The following is a 19,777-nucleotide window of genomic DNA, read 5'->3' on the forward strand; positions in this document are numbered from 1 at the left end:
TATCCGCCCCTCGTGCAGGCCGTTAGATTAATACCACTGCTGCCAGACCTTGATTACATCGCCGGCATTGATTTTAACATCCTTGGAAGGATCTTTTTCCAGTGTCTTGGCATTGTAGGTGTAAATTTTTCCCTGCCGCGTAATGGTCACTTTTTTCTGATTCGCAAACGGCGTGTAGCCCCGTGCGCCGGCAATCGCCTGCAGAAGAGTGGTTCCGCTCATCAATTGGAACTGCCCCGGTTGACTCACTTCGCCCTGAACATAGTAAACCTTGGCCGTCATGGTCACGTTTACAGAAACATTCTTATAGATAGCACCATCGACATAGAGCCGCTCGATCTTGTCCTCAAGCGCGGAAGTGGTCAATCCGGAGGCCTGGATGGGCTCTGCAATATGCAGCAAACTGATTTCCCCATTTTCATCAATGACGAGATCAAGGGTCTGCTGATCCATGATGCCACTGAAGCGGATGTAGACCGGATCCCGCGGTTTCAGCCGATAGGCGCCGAGGCTCGCGGCCTCCGCATCATCAACCGTCGCTACCGACGCTACCGACGGAGCGCTCCCGTTTGACGATGGAGCATCTCCAGAATTTAACGGCTGCACGACACAACCGCCAAGGAACAGCGAGGACACCAGCATAAACAATACACTAACTTTGCGATTCATATTCTAAACCTCTTCCCAAAAAATAAAATGCACTATACGGAATCGTCGCCCAGACCATCGCTGCCCTGCGAACTGCGGTAGTAGTCCGAATAGTATGAGTGGTAATAATAATAGTAGTCGTCGCGCATGACGTTGATGTTGTTGAGCACGGCACCGACCGCATTGACACCCAGCGCTTCCATCATGCTCTTCGCCTTGATCAGCATGTCACGCGGATACTTGCGGTATTGAACCACCAAAATCGCGCCATCGGCTTCCTTTGCAAGGATGGACGAATCGCTGATGCCGACCAACGGGGGCGTATCGATAAGAACAATGTCATACTTGGATTTCAAGCTCGAGATCAGCTCGCCAATGCGCTTCGGATCCAGCACGCCGAGCGAAGTACGGGGAAGGCGTCCGCTCGGAAGGAAGTGGAGATTCGGCACGCTGGTCGCTTTGATGGCTTCCTCAACAGGAACGTCGCGCAACAGTACATTGGTTAGACCAAAACGGTTAGAAACACCCAGAATGCTATGCTGCACTGGCCGGCGCAAGTCGGCGTCAACCAAAAGAACCTTCTCGCCCTGCTGTGCGCACACATACGCCAAGTTGAAAACCGTCGTGGATTTGCCTTCACCCGCACCGCCGCTCAACACACAAAAGGCGCCTCTATTCGAACCGCCTTCAGTAAAGGCCAGATTGGTACGCAGTACACGGTAGGCCTCGGCATGCTCGCTGTCGGGTCCTTCTTCAACCAGCGGACGAACCTTCTGCGGAATCAAGCCCAACACAGGCAGGCCGAGAAGACGCTCGACATCGTCAGCCGTCTTGATGGACGTATCGAGATATTCAATGAAGTAAGCCAAGCCCACGCCCGCGCCCAGCCCCACAAAAATGCTTAGCAGCACGTTCATGAAAAGGTTGGGGCTAACCGGCCGGTTTTCCGGCTCGGCTACATCGATGATTTCAACTGGGTTGCTAGGAACCTCCAGTGTAATGATTTCCTGCCGGTGCTTGGCTTTGAGCTGAGTGTAGATGAAGCGCTCTGATTCCAGATCCGCTTGGGCATTGCGAAACGGCCGGAACTTTGCTCCCTGTGACTCAATGTTGGTCGAACGCACCGAAGCCAGAATTGCCCCTAAATGCTCGAAATTGCTTTTTGCCCGCAAATATTCCGTTTCCAAGCCGTTTCGAAGCGCCTTGATGTGGTTGGTCAACGTTGCTTCCAAAGTGTCTCGCTGCATGCGGGTGCGCTGGACTTCGGGATGGTTTTCACCGTAGTCCGCGTTGAGCGAGCTCAGCTGGACATTGATGTCCTGAATCTGCTGCATGGTGCTCATGACAAACTGATCGAAGGTGATGTACGAGGCCTGCTCGCTCAGATCCTTATCGCCCAGATCTTTCAGGATGTTAAGCTGCACCTCTTTATCAACCATCTCGCGCTGCGCGGCCAGGCGGTCGCCCTCAAGCTGCTGCAGCCGGACGTCCGTAACGTCCACGTTGCCTTCGCCACCGATTACAGCAATGTCCAGCTCTTTTCTGAGGTCTTCCACCACTTGCTCAGCCGCATCCACCCGCTCGCGCTGCGACTTCATGGCTTCGGCAATCTTGTCGATCGCAATGCGGGCGCCGTTATAAGCGAGGTCCAAGCGGGAGTCGCGGTACACCTCGGAAATTTCATTGGCAATCTTGGCGGCTTCGTTGGGATTGTCGCGTTTGACGGATATCACGATCAGCGATGTGTCCCGCTGCTGAAAAACGCTAATGCTGTTTTTTAGGATTTTATAAGCCACGTCACGAGGAAGCTTCTCACCCGCCTTGCCCCACTCCTCTTGGAAATTGAGGCGGTTGATCACCTCGTATAGCATAGGCTTCGACTGCAGCACCTCAAACTGGGTGCGCAAAAAATAGGGGTTGTATGAGGTGTAGTAGGACTGCCCCCCTGCCCCGAACGGATTGATTTCAGGAGCATCCTCCGACACCAAAATCCGGGCCGAAGCGGCATAGATATTAGGCAGCATCAGGGTATAGACAGTACCCGTGAGTACGACAAGAATGGCAACAGCGAGTACAATTTCTTTTCTTGAGCGGATTACCCTCCAATAGTCTAAAAAGTGAAGGGTGCTTCCCTGCTGCTCGTTTTCATTGGTCATCTACACTACTCCCTTTCAAAAAATCAAGATGGTGAAGGTAAACCTTCACCACCTTGTCGTTCAAATCAAAACGCAAATAAACAGCTGCTTGCTAGAGGCGGATTCTCCAGCCGATATCCATGCGATTGCGGTCGTAATCTGCCAGAATGCCTTTATCCGTATCTCGGTTCGTGTACATATATCCGGCATCAACAAAGTTGTTGCGATTAATCTGGTAAGAGGCCCGGATGCCCAACTGAAGATACTGTTCCTTCTCAGTCGGCAAGGTCTCAATCCGGGCATAGTCGCTTTCATACTTACTGAAGGTATATGAAGCCGTGCCCGCCAAGCTGATCTTGGCTGTAATGTCGTGTCTTGCTCCGAAACGGAACGTTAAATCATCCTGAGCGTTATAGCCGGAGTTTTCACCCTGAGAAATAGTGTACCCAATCGAACCGTTAAAGCTGGATCTTGCAGTGGGATTGTATTCCAAGCCCGTCTGCAAATAAGGGTTGCTGGTGTCATAATCGCCGTCAAATGTATCCGTAACCGTGGAGAAGGAATAACCGAAGCGCCCGAAGCCCGTCAGGTTCGGATTAAAGTTTTGGTCAACGCCACCAAACAAAGCAACCGAATCATACCCGCCACGAGATCCTTCATAGTCCACCGTCGTGTAGTTGGCCCCGCCAATCAGCTTGGTTTCATTGGGCCGAACCTCGCGGATGTAGGATCCGTTTGCCGTATACTTGTCGAAGTTGTTTGCCGCCTCGCCTTTGCCATAGTCATCCTCGTCCCAAACCCTAAGCATATAACCCCCGCCCACCTTAATCTGGCTGACGGCGTTGATGGTGTAGTCTACAGACCCCATCAAATCATTCTCAATATAGCTTTGGTCGAACGAATTGATATCGCCGCTCTGCCCCTCTTTGTCTTGGTAGCGGAAGTGATCGGAAATCATCACAAACGTCCGCTGGGAAACGGCATGGTTCAAGCGGGCGTAGACGTCCTGATAGGTCACAAACTCATCACCCGGAACGTCGAACCAATACTTAAACTCCGGTTGCCAATGCAGCAGCATGTCTGTTCTTGATGAAAAGTTCAGCTTGGCCGATATGTTGATGATATCCGTAATATACGCTGAGTCGATCTCGTCATCATCCGTCGCATACACATTGTCGTCGTATCCTAGACGGACTTGATTCTGCACCTTGATCACGCGTTCCTGAGCCGCAAAGACCGAACCTGACGCCAACCCCAAAGCAATAAGCACTAACAGCTTTTGTTTATTCATAATAAAACTCCCTTAAAAACAACCCGATAAAAAGCAACCCATAAACGCAATGTTATTCCGGCGTGGCAGGTTTTTCCCAATAACGGCCCCCGTGCGGAGACGTTGCATAAAACTTATCGAAAATACCCTGATAGAAGTCCTGCAAGTTTTGGGTATGCCAAGGCACGAAATAAGGATTCGGGGGATCGTATGCACGGCCGGGGCCTCCCCCTGTGTTTTTCTGCCCTTCCTTCCATTTGGCATGCTTGCTCTGGGCAGTTTCTTCTGGAATCGCCCCGCTCAAAGCTTCGGTCGCTCTACGCAGAGCGGACGCGCAATCTTCATAAGAAGCATCTGCTGCATCCTCGTCGCCGCCTTCTTTTGCCTTTTCCAAAGCGGAGTAGGATTCAATGGCCTCAGCCATGATAGAGTCGATGGCATCGGCACGCGCCGAGGCTTCAGCAATCGCGTCTACATCGCCACTGCCGGCGACGGTCGCTAAATTCTGATTGGCCTGCACAACAATCGATGCAATATCGGCCAACATGCCACTGGCTTCAGCAGCATCCGCTGCGTGCGCCGGGGACAACCCAATAGTAGCGACCGCGGCAACAGCCAGAGCGAGTGTATAGAAATATTTCATTTTCATTATCCTACTCCTTAGTTGGAATATTTTCCCAAAATGAGCGCTTTGACGCGCTCATAATTGAACTGAACCTGCGAAGTGGCGGCAAGCGAATCCTGCATCGCCATTCTAATAATATCCAATGCTTCGCCCTTGTTGCCGGCAACAGCATCAACAAAGAGCAGGCTGGTTTGCACCACTTTTGCGCCAGACAATGCGACGCGGGAGTTGACCTGAGCCAGCAACTTGTAGTCTTTCGCAACTTCAATGTTGGAAGCCGTGGAAATTTTAGAGGCGCTTTCTTTGGCCCCACTAAGCGAGTCCACAGCGATAGACCAGTTCTCGGCGGCGGCCATTAGCATTTGCTTGACCTCCGACATCAAAGGTGAATCCGCGGGAATAACAGCAACAAGCTGTTTTCCATTTTCAATGGCTATACGTGCCTGATCTACAGCGACCTCTGCAACCATAATGGATTTATTTGCATCACTGGCCAACTGATCCATGGCCTGATCTGCACGGGCAACCCCTGCAATGCCACCGAAACCCACGGTGGCCGCAACCATTAACGAAACGAAATTATGTCTGTGCATTCTTTATTCCTCGGGTTAGTGATCTGTAAAATATCAATATGGCTTCTTATAATCAAGACAAACTATTCACTCAGCTTGACCATCGCCGACCGAACCAAAACACGCATTGATTCATAAGCCTCTACGTACTTCACATCGTTCAAGATACAGAATTCCTCCCAAGACTCAACATTTTTAGACAAATTTACTTTGCCGTGCGCATATTCCGCCTCGCCGGAAAAAACAAGCTCGATTTGGCCCATCGCACGGGCACAGTCTTCCACAGTGAATTCCGAGCCGTTCACCACCTCCAGCAAGCCGAAATAGATCCCGTGCTTGTTTAGGAACGACACGCACTCCGACAGGCTTGCATCCTTGCCCAAATACCGGTCGAACAAACCGGAATATCGCGCAAGAACAACAGCGGCATCAGCGTGGGTCAGCACGCGTTCGCTCCCCGCACCCCCATCTTGCGCATAAACACATCCGCCGGCAACCAGCATTGCCGCCGCCAGCCGCGCGGCACCTTTCGCCCATCTACCCATCACTGCCCGCCTTCATGATATTTTAAAAGTCGCTTTTGGATGACCATTGCATCTGCTATGTATGGCTGCTCACAAAGGAAACCGAATCCCCGCATGAACAAAAACTCTTTTACATTTAAACTAGATGAGCAGCAACAGCAAGCCATAAGCGATCTGCTCAAGAACCGTAACTACATTCCCGCCCAGGTGCCCCACACGCGGGTTGCCGTCTCCATTCCCGACTGTCGCATCAACCTGTATAATTCCGGCAAACTTCTGGTTCAGGGAAAAGCGGCCAAGGAATGGATTGAATTCACGCTGGAACCAGAGATCTTGAAGGAAGCGGCCTTTGGCTGCGACGAGATCGATGACCCAGAAGCCTTCCAGCCTCATATGGGCATCGACGAAAGCGGGAAAGGCGACTTCTTTGGACCGCTGGTCATCGCCTCCGCATATGTCGATGAAAACCTGGTTGAAAAGCTGCGCGCCATCGGCGTGCGCGACAGCAAGAAGATTACGTCCGACAACGTCTCGCTGGCCATGGCCCGCGACATAAAGAAAATACTGGGCGACCGTTGCGCAATGGTCACCATCGGCCCGCGCTCCTACAACCGGATGTATGCCAAAATAAAGAATGTGAATAAAATGCTGGCCTGGGGCCATGCCCGCGCCATCGAGAATCTGCTTGAAAAAGTGCCGGAATGCCCGCGCGCGCTATCCGATAAATTCGGTCCCACCCACCAGATCGAGCGCGCGCTCATGGACAAGGGCAAAAAAATAAAACTCGACCAACGGACGAAGGCAGAATCGGACCCCGCCGTGGCGGCCGCCTCGGTTCTCGCGCGCGCAGGTTTCCTCTATGCCCTCAAGGCCATGGGCAAAGAACATGGCTTCGAAGTGCCCAAAGGCGCCTCCGAGAAAGTGCGTCGCGAGGCCGAAAAGCTAGTTGCCTACAAAGGTCCCGGCATTCTGCTCGACACCGCCAAATGCCATTTCCAAACCACCGACAAAGTGCTCGCCGAAGTCGGCTACACCCGCAAGGACCTACCGTCTCCATTCTGACACTCCAATCTCTGGAGAACTAAAAAACCGGAAGCTCCATGATTTGGAAGCTTCCGGTTTTCCAAGGTTTGACGCAACGGAACTAGATCGCCGCAATTTCGTCGTAAAACCCGGTGTAGTCATCCTTGCGATCGCTGTCGCGCAATGCAATGGCCGTCCGAGGATGTTCATTGTAATGGCCCGTAATCATATAGGGAATGCTGTAGCCCCAGTCGATTTCCTGACTCAGCGGGTGCATGGTTTCCTGCACAAACTGAAGGATCGGACGAATGTTGAACTTGGGATTCTTGAGGAACCCGACCAATAGCTCAGTCGGGCAGTTTCCGGCACCGCGTCCCATTCCCATCAAAGTGGTATCCAGAAGCTTCACTCCGTTGATCGCCGCATAGATGGTATTGGCATAGGCAAGCTGCTGATTGTTGTGCGCATGAATCCCGAGAGTCTTCCCGGTCTTTTTATAGCGGTTGATCAGATCACCGACCTGCTCATAGTAAAGTGAGCCAAAACTGTCGACCACATAAAGGAAGTCGATTTCATCAACCGCGGCCACCGCTTCAAGGCCGTTGTCCAGTTCGTAGTCCGGCACAGTGGAGACCGCCATCAGGTTCAGCGCCACCTCATAGCCCTTCTGCTTGGCATCCTTCACGATTTCCAGCGCCGCCGGAATCTGGTGGATGTAGGTCGCCACGCGAATCAAATCCAAAACACTATCTTCACGGGGAAGAATATCGTCCAGATTGGTGCGGCCGGTGTCGGCCATAGCGCACAACTTCAGGCTGGAATCATTGTCGCCCACCTCGCGGCGGATGTCCTCTTCGCTTGAAAACTTCCACGGACCATTGTCGTTTCCAGAAAACAGCTTTTTATCGGCCTTGTATCCGACTTCCATATAGTCGATGCCGCCGGCAACGCAGGTGTCGTAGACTTTCCTGAAAAAGCCCTCTTCAAATTTGTGGGCATTGCAAAGCCCGCCGTCGCGCACGGTGCAGTCAACAATCTTCAGATTCGGGTCGAAAGTCACCCAACCCGCACTTTGGTCCGTTGGCTCACTGCTGATGTCTCTTGCTTTAGTCATTTTTTTCTCCTTTAAACCTGTTCCTTTTTTCACGGCATCCACCTTATCAGCCATCCGCCTCTCCGCTTCTTCACGGTCCCCTGTCTGAAGCGATTCAGAGTACTGGACACCCCGGATCCTCTGCCGCCAGTAGTAAACACCGCCCCTCAACTTCAGATTCTTGATTCCTGTTCCCTCAAATGTCGGCATGCGCATCACTCCCAATGATCACATTTTTTATCATGTGATGCGCATTGATGCGCTTTTGGTCCCGACATGTCAACCTTGCGCTTGAAGCAGTTTAAAACAGGAATTGCTCTTAAAAGCGCAGAACACGAAAAGAAACCCCATACATTTATGATCTGCGATCTCTGTCGCTCTACGAAGGCCCTGCCCGACCCAACATGTAGGCAGGGAGCCCTCACCCGGGAAAATACGCCCGGCCGGAGGACCGGGCCTACGGTACGCCTCCGTTTTACCGATGGTCTATCTTGCAACCTTTCACATGAAGGTTTACCTTCCTTTTTTTGAATTTTGGAGGGAATCAAATCATGGCACACATCACCGTACCCGAAGCCGAAGCGTTGCTGGACCAGGAAATCAAGGTGCTCGACCACGGATTTATCCGGCTGATCGACTATATGGGCAGCGACGCCCGCATCGTGCAGACCGCCCGCGTCTCCTACGGCGCCGGCACCAAGACCCTCCGCGAGGACGCCGGACTCATCGACTATCTTCTGCGCCACGAGCACACCTCCCCCTTCGAGCACGTCGTTTTCGAGTTCCATTGCAAGATGCCGATCTTCGTCGCCCGCCAGTGGATCCGCCACCGCACCGCCCGCCTCAACGAAATTTCCGGTCGCTACTCCGTCATGAAAGACGAGTTTTATGTGCCGTCGCGCGACAAGATCAGCTTCCAAAGCGCCGACAACAAGCAAGGGCGCAACCCCCAAGACGTCCCCCCCGAACTGCAGGACAAAGTCCTTGAACTGCTCAAGCAGGATCAGGCCAACGTCTACGGCAACTATCAGGAAATGATCGACGACGACATCGCCCGCGAGCTCGCCCGCATCAACCTGCCGCTTTCCACCTATACCGAGTGGTACTGGCAGATGGACCTCAAAAACATGTTCCACTTCCTGCGCCTGCGCATGGACAGCCACGCCCAATGGGAAATTCAGGAATACGGCCGCGCCATGGCCGAAGTCGTCAAAGCCGTCTGCCCGCTCGCCTATGCTTCATTCGAGCGCCACATGGTTAACGGCGCGCGCTTCTCCGCCGACGAGCTCGATGCCATCAAGAAAGTCATGGCCGGCGAAGCCAACCCGCTCGAAGGCCGTCGCCTCGAAGAGTTCCAGGCCAAACTCAACAAGTAGGAATTAGCCCCGAAAGAACGCAGAGAACACAGAGGAATAGTCTTAGTTTTCTTTGCGTGCTTTTGTGGCTACTCATCCCCGCAAAGAATAGCCGCCACGTTTTCAGCGGCTTTTTTTGCGCCTAGGAGCTGGCGGACTTCCGCGTAACCTTCAAGCATCGCCTTGCGCTCCGGCGTGTCGTCCATCAGCTGGGCGGTTGAGGCCGCCAGCGCTTCCGGCGTGGCGGCGTCCTGTAGGATTTCCGGGCAGACCGGCCGGCCGGCAATAATATTCACCAAGCCGACGTGCGCAATTTTCACGAGCTTCTTGCCCAGCCAAAAGGTAAGCCCGCTGGTTTTGTAGACGAGAATATGGGGCGTGCCGATCAGCGCCGTCTCCAGCGTCGCCGTGCCCGACGTCACGATGGCTGCCTCGGCCTGCCGCATCGCCTCGCGTGCATTGCCGCAGATCACATCCAACCGCGCTGGCTTTTCCAAACATTGGATAATCTGCTCGTTGACGATTTTTTCAATTCGTGCGTTCGGGGTGGCGATCATGAACGACAAACCGGGAAACTGCGCTTCCAACTTTTTGGCCGCTTCCAGCATGGTCGGGAGAATCCGCTCGATCTCCTGCTTGCGGCTGCCCGGCAACAGCGCAATCCGGCGCTCCGACCGCCACGGGAGCGGCTTCGCCTCACGCGAAATGAAATCATCGATCTGCGCCACCAGCGGGTTCCCGACAAAGTCGACCTGCAGGCCGGTGTCCTTGAACACCTCCACCTCGAACGGAAAGATCACCATCAGGCGATCAATCACCTGCGCCATTTTCGGAATGCGCTTTTTGTTCCACGCCCAAACTTTCGGGGAAATATAATAGTAGACCTTCACCCCGCGCTTCTTCAGTTCGGCGGCGAGGCACAGGTTGAAGCCGGGATAGTCGACCAGCAGCGCGGCATCCGGCTCGCGCTTGTCCACTTCATCGAGCACCTGCTGGAAAACCTGCTTGAAAAACCGGTATTGTTTGAGCACCTCGACAATGCCCATTACGCCCATCTGGTCAGTGTGTTGCAGCAACTCGACACCCTCGGCGCGCAAGTCGTCGCCGCCGATGCCCCAAAAGACGGTTTCCGGCGAGCGCGCCTTCACCGCCTGCACCGCCTTCGCGGCGTGCAGATCGCCCGATACCTCCCCTGCTATAACTAGAACCGACTTCTTCATGACATTATTAAACACCCGCTTCGCTCAAGACACTAAGGACTCAAAGCTTCGTGTTCTTCGAGCCTTCGTGTTTAAAACGCTCCTGCGTCTGCACGGCCACGAACGCCATGTTGTATTGGTCGGCGAGCGCGATGAGTTTTTCCTTTTCGAGCAGGATGGTTTTCCCGGCCTCGACCGCCAGACAGGAAACCTTCGCCTTTTTCATGACCTTAAAGGTTTTGGCTCCAACCACTGGAATATCGAAGCGCATATCGTGCCCGGTTTTGGGAACCTTTATGATCACGCACCCAGCCTTGCCTACCTTGCCCGCGCGTTTGATGGTTTGGTTCGTGCCCTCCCACGCCTCGACGGCAATGATGATTCCGTCCTTGATGGCAACGGTCTGGCCGATCTCGAAATCGCTGGTGCCCCGCACCAGCTTCAGGCCGAGTTCGATGTCAGCCTGTTCGCGCTCCGTAGGCGCGCGCTTGCTGAGCTGCCCGGCTTCGGGCGTGTAGCACTCCATAAAGGCGTTTCCGGGGAGCACCTCGATGCCGAGCTTTTCAATCTCGTCCGCTACCGTTCCATAAATGCTGTGCGCATTGCGGGTCTCCAGCGACCGGTACAATTTCTTCGCCAGCTTATCCAGACGCAGGTGGAAAACATTGTGCATTCCAATCTGGCCCACCATCACCGCATGCTTGATTCCGGTGAATTGCAGCGTATCGAGAAAAAGACGCATGCTGCCCAGCGGCACCCAATGGACCTCGTCGGCCAGCGCGGCCATTTCCCGGTTCGTCTCACCCTTGAAGCCAAGCACGACAATACGTTGCACGCCGGCCGCGCGCGCGGCCTTCGCCAGCATCCGCGGATACTGGTCGCGACCGGATATAATAATGAGTGATTCAGGAACGTCGGGTTTCATATCAGTCGCATAGTGCCAGAAACCGCTAATCCTTGGAAATGCAAATGTGGCAGGGCTTCGCCCTACTTTTCAAATTCCGGCCTCGGAATCTGAGACTGGCGAATGATGGAAAGAAGCGTTCCCTTGCGGAGCTCTTTATGGTCGGGAACGGGCACCGGTGATGGTTGAAGGCCCGTCAATCTTCTTCTGCATGATCACATGGCTCCCACGCTGCCGGACCTCTGCAAAACCATGCCGCTGAAGAATACGACAAACCTCTTTACCGGAAAATGTCCCCAGTTTAGGCAACGGCAACCTCTAGTTGACCAACATAAACTTCTCTGTGCACGCGCTCCGATAGCTCTTCAGGCGATGCGGTCTCGAAGAAAAGCTCCATCGCCTCCTTAAGGTTTGCTCGGGCTTCGTCGATCGTATCGCCTTGGCTGGCCACATCCACTTCCGGGCAGAGAGCCACATAACCATCACCTTCGCGCTCAATCACCAATGTAAATTGTCGGGTCATCGCTTACCTCGCTTGTTGAGTGCATTGTAAAACATAAATCCTGCAGAATGTCAGTTCCAATTCCTTGATTTGCAAATGGGTGCCACGGATTAAAACTCGTACATCACACGGGCGCTAACCGTGACCGCTTTGTATCGGTCGCTGAACTGACTGTCGACGTCGAGGACGATTTCGACCTGCTCGTCGAGCAACGTGCTGATGCCGGCGCCAAGCTCGAAGACGTTGTCGTCGGGCGCCTGCATGCCGAAGGTGTAGTTGCCGCCGGTGCCACCGGCGAGGGAGTAGCCGACCTTTTCGGGATCGTCTTTGAATTCGCGCAGCCAAAACGCGCGCACTTCCGGCTTGAGCAGCACCGAGCCGACCATCCGCTGCACGGCCAACGATGCGCCGAGGCGCGACTGCACGCTCCAGCGGTCGTATGAATCGACCTTGCGAGCAACGTAGTCCGATTTTTCGGTATAGCTTTCCTGATCGTACCAGCCCACAGACAGCGACATTTCGGGCGTGAACAAAACGCCGTCGCCGGCAAACTTGATTTCCCGGCCACCGCCGATATAAGCCGCATAGCTGTCGGCATCGAATTTGGCCTTCGCTTTGAACGCAGTGCCCGAATGGGTTTTAACGCGGCTGTGGCCGTAGCTGAAGTTTAGGTCGCCGAACCAATTGGCCGTGCCGAACGAGCTGTAGAGAATGCCGTAGCCGGTCTCCGCATCGGAGCCGTCGTGGTTGTTCTGGTCGATATCCGAATGGGCATAGCCACCGGCTGCACCGACCAAAATACCGCCATAGGATTTATCGAAACCGACCACCGTGCCGTAGACGTTCTGATCGTATCCGCTGAACGAGCCGCTGCCGTCGCGGTCCGCCCAGGCGCCGTAGCCGCGCATCCAGCCGCGCAACCCTTGCTCTGCCTTGTGCGGCCCGGCGGCGCCTTCCGGCGTTGCGACGGAAGCTAGTGCGCCACGGCTCTGCGCCAGCACCTGCTTTTGCCCGCCAAACATGGCCTGCGCGTGCATATAGGTTGGGGCGCCCTGGTCGTAGCGCTGCGTCAGTTGCTTGCTCTGCTGCTCGCTCGACATGCCGTTGAGCAGATTGATCTGCGCCGCTGCGCCGGCGTCGCCGAGCATCGATATATCGTCGATCTCCTTCGAGAGCCGAGCCATTTCCGAACCGGGAGCGAACCCGGCGCTGTCGGCCAAATACTTGCGACCAACAAGGCCGTAGATATCCTGTTCGTTCTCCCACAGCAGCACGTCCACCAGCGAGCCGTCGAGGTTGACCGCCTCGAGATCAATCGCATCGGCGTTGGTGACGCCGGCCACAATCAGCTGGTTCGCCTCAACAATCAGGTTGGTGTAGAAAACGTCAAAGTCGAGCACGCCGACGTTGCTGTGGTACTGCAGCGTTGCGCCCTCTTCAAACTCGGCCGTTCCGCCGACGCTTACGAGCGCGTTGAGCGGCGCGCCGGCCGCGTTGGTCTCGACGCCGAAGCGCAGGATGGACGTGGCATCCTGATAATAGTTGCTCGCCACCGAAACGTGGCCGCCAATCTCGATATCAACCAACGAATGGTTCCGGTTGTGCATATCGCGTCCGACCGACACCAATCCGCCGTCGCCGACATACAACGAGTTGCCCTGCCCGCCGTCGACCCACTCATTCTGCCAGCCATCGGAAGTCATGTAATAGTATTGCGACATCCGCCCGCCAATGTAGAGATCGCCGGAGTTGCGCCATTGGGAGTTGGTTCCAATCACCGAAACCGTATTGCTCCAGGCCGTGGCCGTTTCGCCAATAATTCCAGTCATGCTGAAGACCTGCGCGCCGTCTTCAACCAAAAGTGTATTGCCCGAGCCGCCCCGGCCCACCGACAGCTCGCCCCAACTGGCCATGGCCATTATGGGCTCCACCTGAATGGGGGGAGGACGATTGGTGATGGAAATTGGCGCGTTGGTCGCGACAATGCCTCCAGCGCCACCGGTGAATATTCCATCCTGAATGACGAGGCTGTTGGTCGAACCAATCCAAAGTCCGGAGCCACCCGTGGCGCTTCCAAGACTGAGCTGGTTGGTGGAGACGGTCAACGTGCCGCCGCTGCCGCCCACAAAGCCACCGTTAGAAATGACCAGTTGATTGTTGGGATTTAGATACAAGCCTTCCCCGCCCACAAACGATGCTCCGTTTGTCAAAATAAGCACACTGCCAGAGGGATTGTTTCCAATCACCAAAGAACCGCTTCCTGTAATCGATCCGCCACCCGGAATCACCGGCACCAGATTGGTTGGATACGGAGTTACAAAAGGCGGAGGGTTGGTAATTACGGGAGGCCAGCCAATCGGAGGCGTGATGACGATTGGCGGAAAATTCGTGCGCCAGGGAATTCCAATATCCGGGGGGACAGCAATAATTCGCTTCGAATACCAACCGCTGCTCAAGACGCTGTTTTCGCCGGACACCACCACCGAGTTATTGTCCGCGCCCTCGCCAAAGCCAATTGAACTTCCCCACCGCGTATGCGCATGGCCGCCATCCTCGATCCGCAGCGTATTGCCCGAACCGTTGTAGCCGACATGCAGCTGGCTGGAGCTGTCCCACATCGATCCTTCGCCGGACACCACGGCCGAATTTCCGGAAGCCGGCGCGGCGTAGCCAATGAAGCCTCCCGAGCTTTCAACCCGCCCGCCATCAACAATGGCCAGTTCATTTCCAGAACCATCGTAGCCCACATACAGGCTGGCGGAGTTATCCCACATCGACTCCTCGCCGGATACCAAGACCGAGTTGCCTGAGGCTGTCTCCTTATGGCCGATGTAGCCAAGCGTACTTTCAACCAATCCGCCATCAGCAATCAGCAAGCTGTTTCCTGTCCCCTCATAGCCCACGTTCAGGCCAACGGGTCCAACTGTAGAGCACACCCCTCCATAGCAGAGGTTGGTGCTGACAGGATAGAAGTCGTTAGCATTCCACAGCGCCCCCTCGCCGGACACTATCACCGTGTTCCCTGCTGAGGCTTCGCCCCCTCCAACATACCCGCCATAGCTCTCAAGACGGCCACCATTGAGGATGGACAGGCTGTTGCCCGAGCCTTCGCCACCAACAAACATGCTGCCGCTATTGCTCCAAACCGACCCGACGCCGTCAATAAAAGCCGAGTTCCCGAACGCACCTTCGCTATGGCCTAAATATGCCACGAATGAAGAATCAACTCTGGCGCCATCTTCAATGCGCAGTGAATTTCCTGCCCCTTCGAATCCAACATAAAGGCCGGTGTCGTTCACCCAAGCCGAGCCTTCACCAGAAACAACGACCGCGTTGCCATGAGATGTATCTGCATAGCCAACATAGCCGCTTCGGCTTTGCACTTCGCCTCTATCGGAAACTACAAGCGTATTGCTGGAGCCCTCATTGCCCACATAAAGATTCATACTGCGGATCAAAATCGGCCCCGTCACAGGATCCACGTATATTCCTCCTGCTGGAGTGCCAGGCTCATAATAATCCAAGGAAGCAACTTGGGCACTGGCCGGAAGAAAATCAAAATCACCGATATGAAATATGTCGCAGTTCCATAAGGAGCCGTTTCCAGAAACCAGCACGCTGTTTCCATTCGCGCCGGCTTGGTCGCCAATAAAGCCCGCCCGGCTTTCAACCACGCCTCCGTCTGAAATAACAAGCGAGTTGCCCGACCCAAAATCGCCTATGCTCAACCCCTGCGCGTTGTGTAAAACCGATCCGGCACCGTCGACCACAACCGAGTTGCCATGTGCTGAGGATGCATTGCCGATGATGCCGTAGCCACTGTTAACCACACGCCCGCCGTCGGCGACCAACAAGCTGTTGCTCGTTCCCGCGTAGCCAACAGCCCACTCTTGGGCGACATTCCATAGAGAGCCAGTTCCCGACACAACAACTGAATTATTCGCAGCGCCATCGGCTAGACCAACCCATCCAATATCGCTATCGATGCGCCCACCATCCAAGACAGAAACCCGGCTTCCGACACCTTCCCCAACCAACAGCCCCGAATTGGTCCAAACCGAACCTTCGCCCGTCACAACAACGGAACCGCTATTCCCCGTATCGAAGCCAACAACCCCCAAGCCGCTCTCAACCCGAGAACCATTGGCCACAACCATTTCGGCTGTTCCGCTGTAGTTGCCCACAGCGATGGTGCCAACACTTCCAGTGCTCGGAATTTCATTCGTACCCGCATCGCCCACCAGCACCAATCCCCCGTCTTCAACCGTGAGCGAGTTGCCCGTACCACCATCAATCCAGCGTTCACCCGGGTCGAGAGGGAGGAAAGCGGGCAACTTCAAGCCTCCCAGATAGAGCCCTTTCGAATTCCGCCACCGGGATCCAGAGCCGGACACCCGCACCGCGTTGTTCGAAGCTGAAGAAGATCCACCTATCACACCATATGAATCGTCAACCACCGCACCTTCAAGCGTTTCAAGGGAATTGCCGCTTCCTTCCCGGCCAACAAAAAGATAACCGCTCGCGACCGTTACCACCGACCCTCCCCCCGTCGTAGATGGAGGAACTTCCAACACCTTCAGCATCGATCCTGAACCACTTGCCACCAACTTGTTGCTGACCGCACCAACACTATCACCTACCAAAAGGTTTTTGCTCTGAACTTGAGCGCCATCCTCAACCCATAACAAGTTGCCCGAACCGCCCGCTCCAATCATCACATCGTTGCGGTTGCTCCAAACCGAAGCTTGGCCCGACACGAAAACGGCGTTGTTATTAGCGCCGGAGGAGCGGCCAATGTATCCGCTGGAGTCGGAAACAGAACCTCCTGCGATGATGGCGAGGAAGTTGTCCGGCGTTGTTCCGCCAACCCACAGATCGTCATTGCCCAGGTCCCATGTGCCACCGGAAACGGTAAGATCCTGCCCGTCATCGATGGGCTCGGAGGCACAGATCCCGTAATACGGCATTGCGCACAGCAGGCAGGATAAAATGGCGATTCCCCAGAAGTTCATTGCGTTCTCCAAACTCAATTATACAAAGAAGTTAAAAGTAAATTCCCTTGCAAAAGGCATGGCAACGCTAAAACACGTACTAACCGTATGCAAATTGAGCAAGGGGCGTTAATTTTCTGAATCCGGCACCTCATCCGATACAGTATCCACCGTGTTGGTGGCGGCTTCGGGATTGTCGCGTGCATCGACGAGGTCGAGCAGGCGCTGGAGCTGCTTTTGGCGCAGGAGGTCGTAGGCGGAAACGCCGCCAGAATTGGCCAGATGCACGTCGGCGCCTTCGTCGATCAGGAAGCTCGCGGCGTTGTAGTCGCGCGCCCGGATCATGCGGTGCAGCAGCGTCTCACCGTCCTTCCCCAGACGGTTGATGTCGGCGCCGCTGCGGAACAGCAGCCGCACGGTTTCATATTGGCGCGCCTTCATCGCGTGTTCAGCCGCCGATCGGTCGTCTTCATCGACCAAATCCGCCAGGCCAGGCTGCGCGGTAAAAATCTCCACCAGCTCGTCCTGTCCGTTGACGGCGGCAATGTGCAGCGGACTAAGGCGGGCCATATTGAACAGCTTCGGGTCAGCCCCGTGTTCCAGCAGGAACATAATGCTCTCGGGGTTCCGCCGCCGCACGGCCTTGTGCAGCGGCGTGTCGGCACGCCGGTCGTAGGCGTTGATGTTGGCGCCGAGCCCGAGCAGGACAGCGGCCACCTCAAGGTCGTCGGATTCGATGGCGCGCAGGAGCGGGGTCCGGTAGAGCGAATCGCGTGCGTCCACATCGGCGCCGGCCTCGACGAGCGCGCGGGCCGCTTCGGGCACCTGCAGGGCAACGGCATAGTGCAGGGGCGCATTCCCTTCGGCATCGGGTGCCGCCGGATCAAGCCCCGCCCCCAACAAGGCCTCCAACATGGACAGGTTTTGCAGCGAAGCAACCACGGGGCTCCGACCCTGAGGATCAACGCCGTCGAGCGAGGCTTCATGCCCGAGCAACAGCACCACGGCCTCTGGGTGGTTTTCGCGGAAGGCCGCCTGCATCAGTGTTGGCCCGCCTTTGGACTCGTGCTTTTCGAGCAGGGCCGGAACTGCGACCAGCCGCTCCTCGAGCTGCGGCAAATGGCCGTGGCGCAGAAGGACGAACTCATTTTCGCCCTGATCGCCGTAACGCTTCAGGCCATAGGCCATGGCCCCAATGAAAACCACCAGCAACAGCACTTTGAGCACCCACCAAGGAATTGCATCGAGCGCGCCGGGGTTATGATGACTCGGTTGCATAACGCGCTGAGCGGCCAAAAAATAAACCAGCAGGAACACCCATGCCAATGCCAGCGCCCCGGTAATGCTTGCCGCCAGCAAAAACGACCGCTCGTCGCCGAGCAGATCGATCTGCCCCCAAAAATGCCATGTCGCCAACGCGCCGCCGCCCACTGCGACCGCAACCGCCCACAGCATAAACTTGAGCCATTCCCGAATAATAAATAGATCCGCCATATCCCCTTGCCCCATAAATTCGAAGCACCAACACGTACACGAATCATCGGATTCCATCAATCCCCTGTTCCAATAATCCAATTCTTTCCCCTTGCGTTTTCCCCGCCGCTTCCCATTATATGCCGCTTCATTTTCAATCCCTTAAACTAAAAGGAATTAACACCATGGCTATCAAGAAAGTTGCACTGCTGACCGCCGGCGGCCTCGCGCCCTGCCTCTCCACCGCAATCGGTCGTCTGATCGAGCGCTACACCGAAGTTTCCCCCGAAACCGAAATCATCGCCTACATCGGTGGCTACAAAGGCCTCCTCCAAGGCAACTCGATCAAGGTGAACAGCGAAATCCGCGAAAACGCGGCCGTCCTCTACAAACACGGAGGCAGCCCCATCGGCAACAGCCGCGTCAAGCTCACCAACGTGAAGGACTGCGAAAACCGCGGCCTCGTGCAGCCCGGCGAAAACCCGCTGGAAGTGGCGGCCAACCAACTCATCAAAGACGGCGTGGAAGTCCTCCACACCATCGGCGGCGACGACACCAACACCACCGCGGCTGATCTCGCGGCCTTCCTCGCGGAAAACAACTACAAGCTCATCGTGGTCGGCCTGCCGAAGACCATCGACAACGATGTCTTCCCGATCAAACAGTCCCTCGGCGCATGGACGGCCGCCGAAGAAGGTGCGAAATTCTTTTCCAACGTCGTGGCCGAGCATAACGCCAACCCGCGCATGCTCATCATCCACGAAGTGATGGGCCGCAGCTGCGGCTGGCTCACCGCATACACCGCCAAGGTCTACCACGAAACCCTCGAAGAGCTCGACTTCCTGCCGAACATTGGACTGTCCAAAGAGCGCAAAGACGTCCACGCCATCTTCATTCCCGAAATGGAAGTCAACATTGCCGCCGAAGCTGAACGCCTCGGCAAGGTCATGGACGACTACGACAACGTAAACATCTTCATCTCCGAAGGCGCCGGCCTCGAAACCATCGTCAAGGAAATGGAAGCCGCCGGCGAAGAAGTGCCGCGCGACGCCTTCGGCCACGCCAAGCTCGACGCCGTCAACCCCGGCGCTTGGTTCGGCAAGCAGTTCGCCAAGCTCCTCGGCGCTGAAAAGGTGCTCATCCAGAAGTCCGGCTACTTTGCCCGCGCGGCCGCTTCCAACGAAGCCGACCTCGACCTCATCAAAAAGTGCTGCGACAAAGCCATAGAATCCGCCCAGGCCGGCATCGGCGGCGTGGTCGGCCAAGACGACGATAAAGACTTCGAGCTGCGTGCCATCGAATTCCCGCGCATCGCCGGCGGCAAGCCGTTCGACATCGACGAAGAGTGGTTCGGCGAGCTCCTCGCCGACCTCGGCCAGGCCAAAGGCGCCAAGGTCGTTGCCGAGCATTAAGCGTGAGACGTGACTAAACGTGACGCGTGATGAGTGAGGCGTGACCAATCT

At 55.5% G+C, this 19,777-nt stretch carries 15 protein-coding genes and 1 pseudogene; 3 read left to right on the forward strand and 13 right to left on the reverse strand.

The window, feature by feature from the left end; translation table 11 throughout:
* Nucleotides 1-27: 27 nt before the first annotated feature.
* The 6 genes from SCARR_RS16835 to SCARR_RS16860 all read right to left on the reverse strand — a co-directional run bounded on the left by SCARR_RS16835 (nt 28) and on the right by SCARR_RS16860 (nt 5,795).
* Nucleotides 28-669: a polysaccharide biosynthesis/export family protein gene (locus SCARR_RS16835; RefSeq protein ID WP_136062834.1), complete on the reverse strand. Its 642-nt coding sequence runs from the start codon at nt 667-669 to the stop codon at nt 28-30.
* A gap of 32 nt (nt 670-701) precedes the next feature.
* The gene (locus SCARR_RS16840) at nt 702-2,804 is read right to left on the reverse strand and encodes a GumC family protein (RefSeq protein ID WP_136062835.1); all 2,103 of its coding nucleotides are present in this window, start codon (nt 2,802-2,804) and stop codon (nt 702-704) included.
* Between the two features lie 91 nt (nt 2,805-2,895).
* Nucleotides 2,896-4,074, reverse strand: a complete 1,179-nt coding sequence (locus SCARR_RS16845) for an outer membrane beta-barrel protein (RefSeq protein ID WP_136062836.1) — start codon at nt 4,072-4,074, stop codon at nt 2,896-2,898.
* A 52-nt stretch (nt 4,075-4,126) separates the two neighbouring features.
* On the reverse strand, nt 4,127-4,702 hold the full coding sequence (locus SCARR_RS16850) for a hypothetical protein (protein WP_136062837.1): 576 nt from the start codon (nt 4,700-4,702) through the stop codon (nt 4,127-4,129).
* Nucleotides 4,703-4,713: 11 nt separating this feature from the next.
* The gene (locus SCARR_RS16855) at nt 4,714-5,244 is read right to left on the reverse strand and encodes a hypothetical protein (protein WP_136062838.1); all 531 of its coding nucleotides are present in this window, start codon (nt 5,242-5,244) and stop codon (nt 4,714-4,716) included.
* An 89-nt stretch (nt 5,245-5,333) separates the two neighbouring features.
* The gene (locus SCARR_RS16860; protein WP_136062839.1) at nt 5,334-5,795 is read right to left on the reverse strand and encodes a hypothetical protein; all 462 of its coding nucleotides are present in this window, start codon (nt 5,793-5,795) and stop codon (nt 5,334-5,336) included.
* A 93-nt stretch (nt 5,796-5,888) separates the two neighbouring features.
* Here SCARR_RS16860 and rnhC point away from each other — a divergent pair, with 93 nt between their 5' ends.
* Nucleotides 5,889-6,836, forward strand: a complete 948-nt coding sequence (rnhC, locus tag SCARR_RS16865) for a ribonuclease HIII (protein WP_136062840.1) — start codon at nt 5,889-5,891, stop codon at nt 6,834-6,836.
* A gap of 82 nt (nt 6,837-6,918) precedes the next feature.
* Here rnhC and SCARR_RS16870 read toward each other — a convergent pair whose 3' ends face one another.
* Nucleotides 6,919-7,911 carry an aldolase catalytic domain-containing protein gene (locus tag SCARR_RS16870; RefSeq protein ID WP_168433383.1) on the reverse strand — a complete coding sequence of 331 codons (993 nt, stop codon included), beginning with the start codon at nt 7,909-7,911 and terminating at the stop codon, nt 6,919-6,921.
* Between the two features lie 530 nt (nt 7,912-8,441).
* Between SCARR_RS16870 and thyX the strand changes: the two genes are divergently transcribed.
* Nucleotides 8,442-9,266, forward strand: a complete 825-nt coding sequence (thyX, locus tag SCARR_RS16875; protein WP_136062841.1) for an FAD-dependent thymidylate synthase — start codon at nt 8,442-8,444, stop codon at nt 9,264-9,266.
* 68 nt (nt 9,267-9,334) lie between these two features.
* Here the strand turns inward: thyX and lpxB are convergent, their stop codons facing one another.
* From lpxB to SCARR_RS16905, 6 genes and pseudogenes are all read right to left on the reverse strand, one after another.
* Complete coding sequence (gene lpxB, locus SCARR_RS16880) at nt 9,335-10,465, reverse strand: lipid-A-disaccharide synthase (protein WP_136062842.1); 1,131 nt, start codon at nt 10,463-10,465, stop codon at nt 9,335-9,337.
* 40 nt (nt 10,466-10,505) lie between these two features.
* Entirely contained in the window at nt 10,506-11,369 is an 864-nt protein-coding gene (locus SCARR_RS16885; protein WP_136062843.1) for an LpxI family protein, read from the reverse strand.
* A 62-nt stretch (nt 11,370-11,431) separates the two neighbouring features.
* Nucleotides 11,432-11,657, reverse strand: a pseudogene (locus SCARR_RS29315) (type II toxin-antitoxin system HicA family toxin).
* Nucleotides 11,650-11,871: a type II toxin-antitoxin system HicB family antitoxin gene (locus SCARR_RS16895; RefSeq protein WP_136062844.1), complete on the reverse strand. Its 222-nt coding sequence runs from the start codon at nt 11,869-11,871 to the stop codon at nt 11,650-11,652. The pseudogene SCARR_RS29315 and the gene SCARR_RS16895 overlap by 8 nt, the downstream one beginning before the upstream one ends.
* Before the next feature lie 89 nt (nt 11,872-11,960).
* Nucleotides 11,961-16,862 (reverse strand): autotransporter domain-containing protein, encoded by a 4,902-nt coding sequence (locus tag SCARR_RS16900; protein WP_136062845.1) that lies wholly within the window; start codon nt 16,860-16,862, stop codon nt 11,961-11,963.
* Nucleotides 16,863-16,970: 108 nt separating this feature from the next.
* A complete protein-coding gene (locus SCARR_RS16905) occupies nt 16,971-18,335 on the reverse strand; it encodes an ankyrin repeat domain-containing protein (protein ID WP_168433384.1) in 1,365 nt (454 codons plus the stop codon).
* Between the two features lie 164 nt (nt 18,336-18,499).
* Between SCARR_RS16905 and SCARR_RS16910 the strand changes: the two genes are divergently transcribed.
* Nucleotides 18,500-19,726 carry a pyrophosphate--fructose-6-phosphate 1-phosphotransferase gene (locus tag SCARR_RS16910; protein ID WP_136062847.1) on the forward strand — a complete coding sequence of 409 codons (1,227 nt, stop codon included), beginning with the start codon at nt 18,500-18,502 and terminating at the stop codon, nt 19,724-19,726.
* The last annotated feature ends 51 nt before the right edge of the window (nt 19,727-19,777 follow it).

This window comes from Pontiella sulfatireligans (genome assembly GCF_900890705.1).
Classification (GTDB): Bacteria; Verrucomicrobiota; Kiritimatiellia; order Kiritimatiellales; family Pontiellaceae; genus Pontiella; species Pontiella sulfatireligans.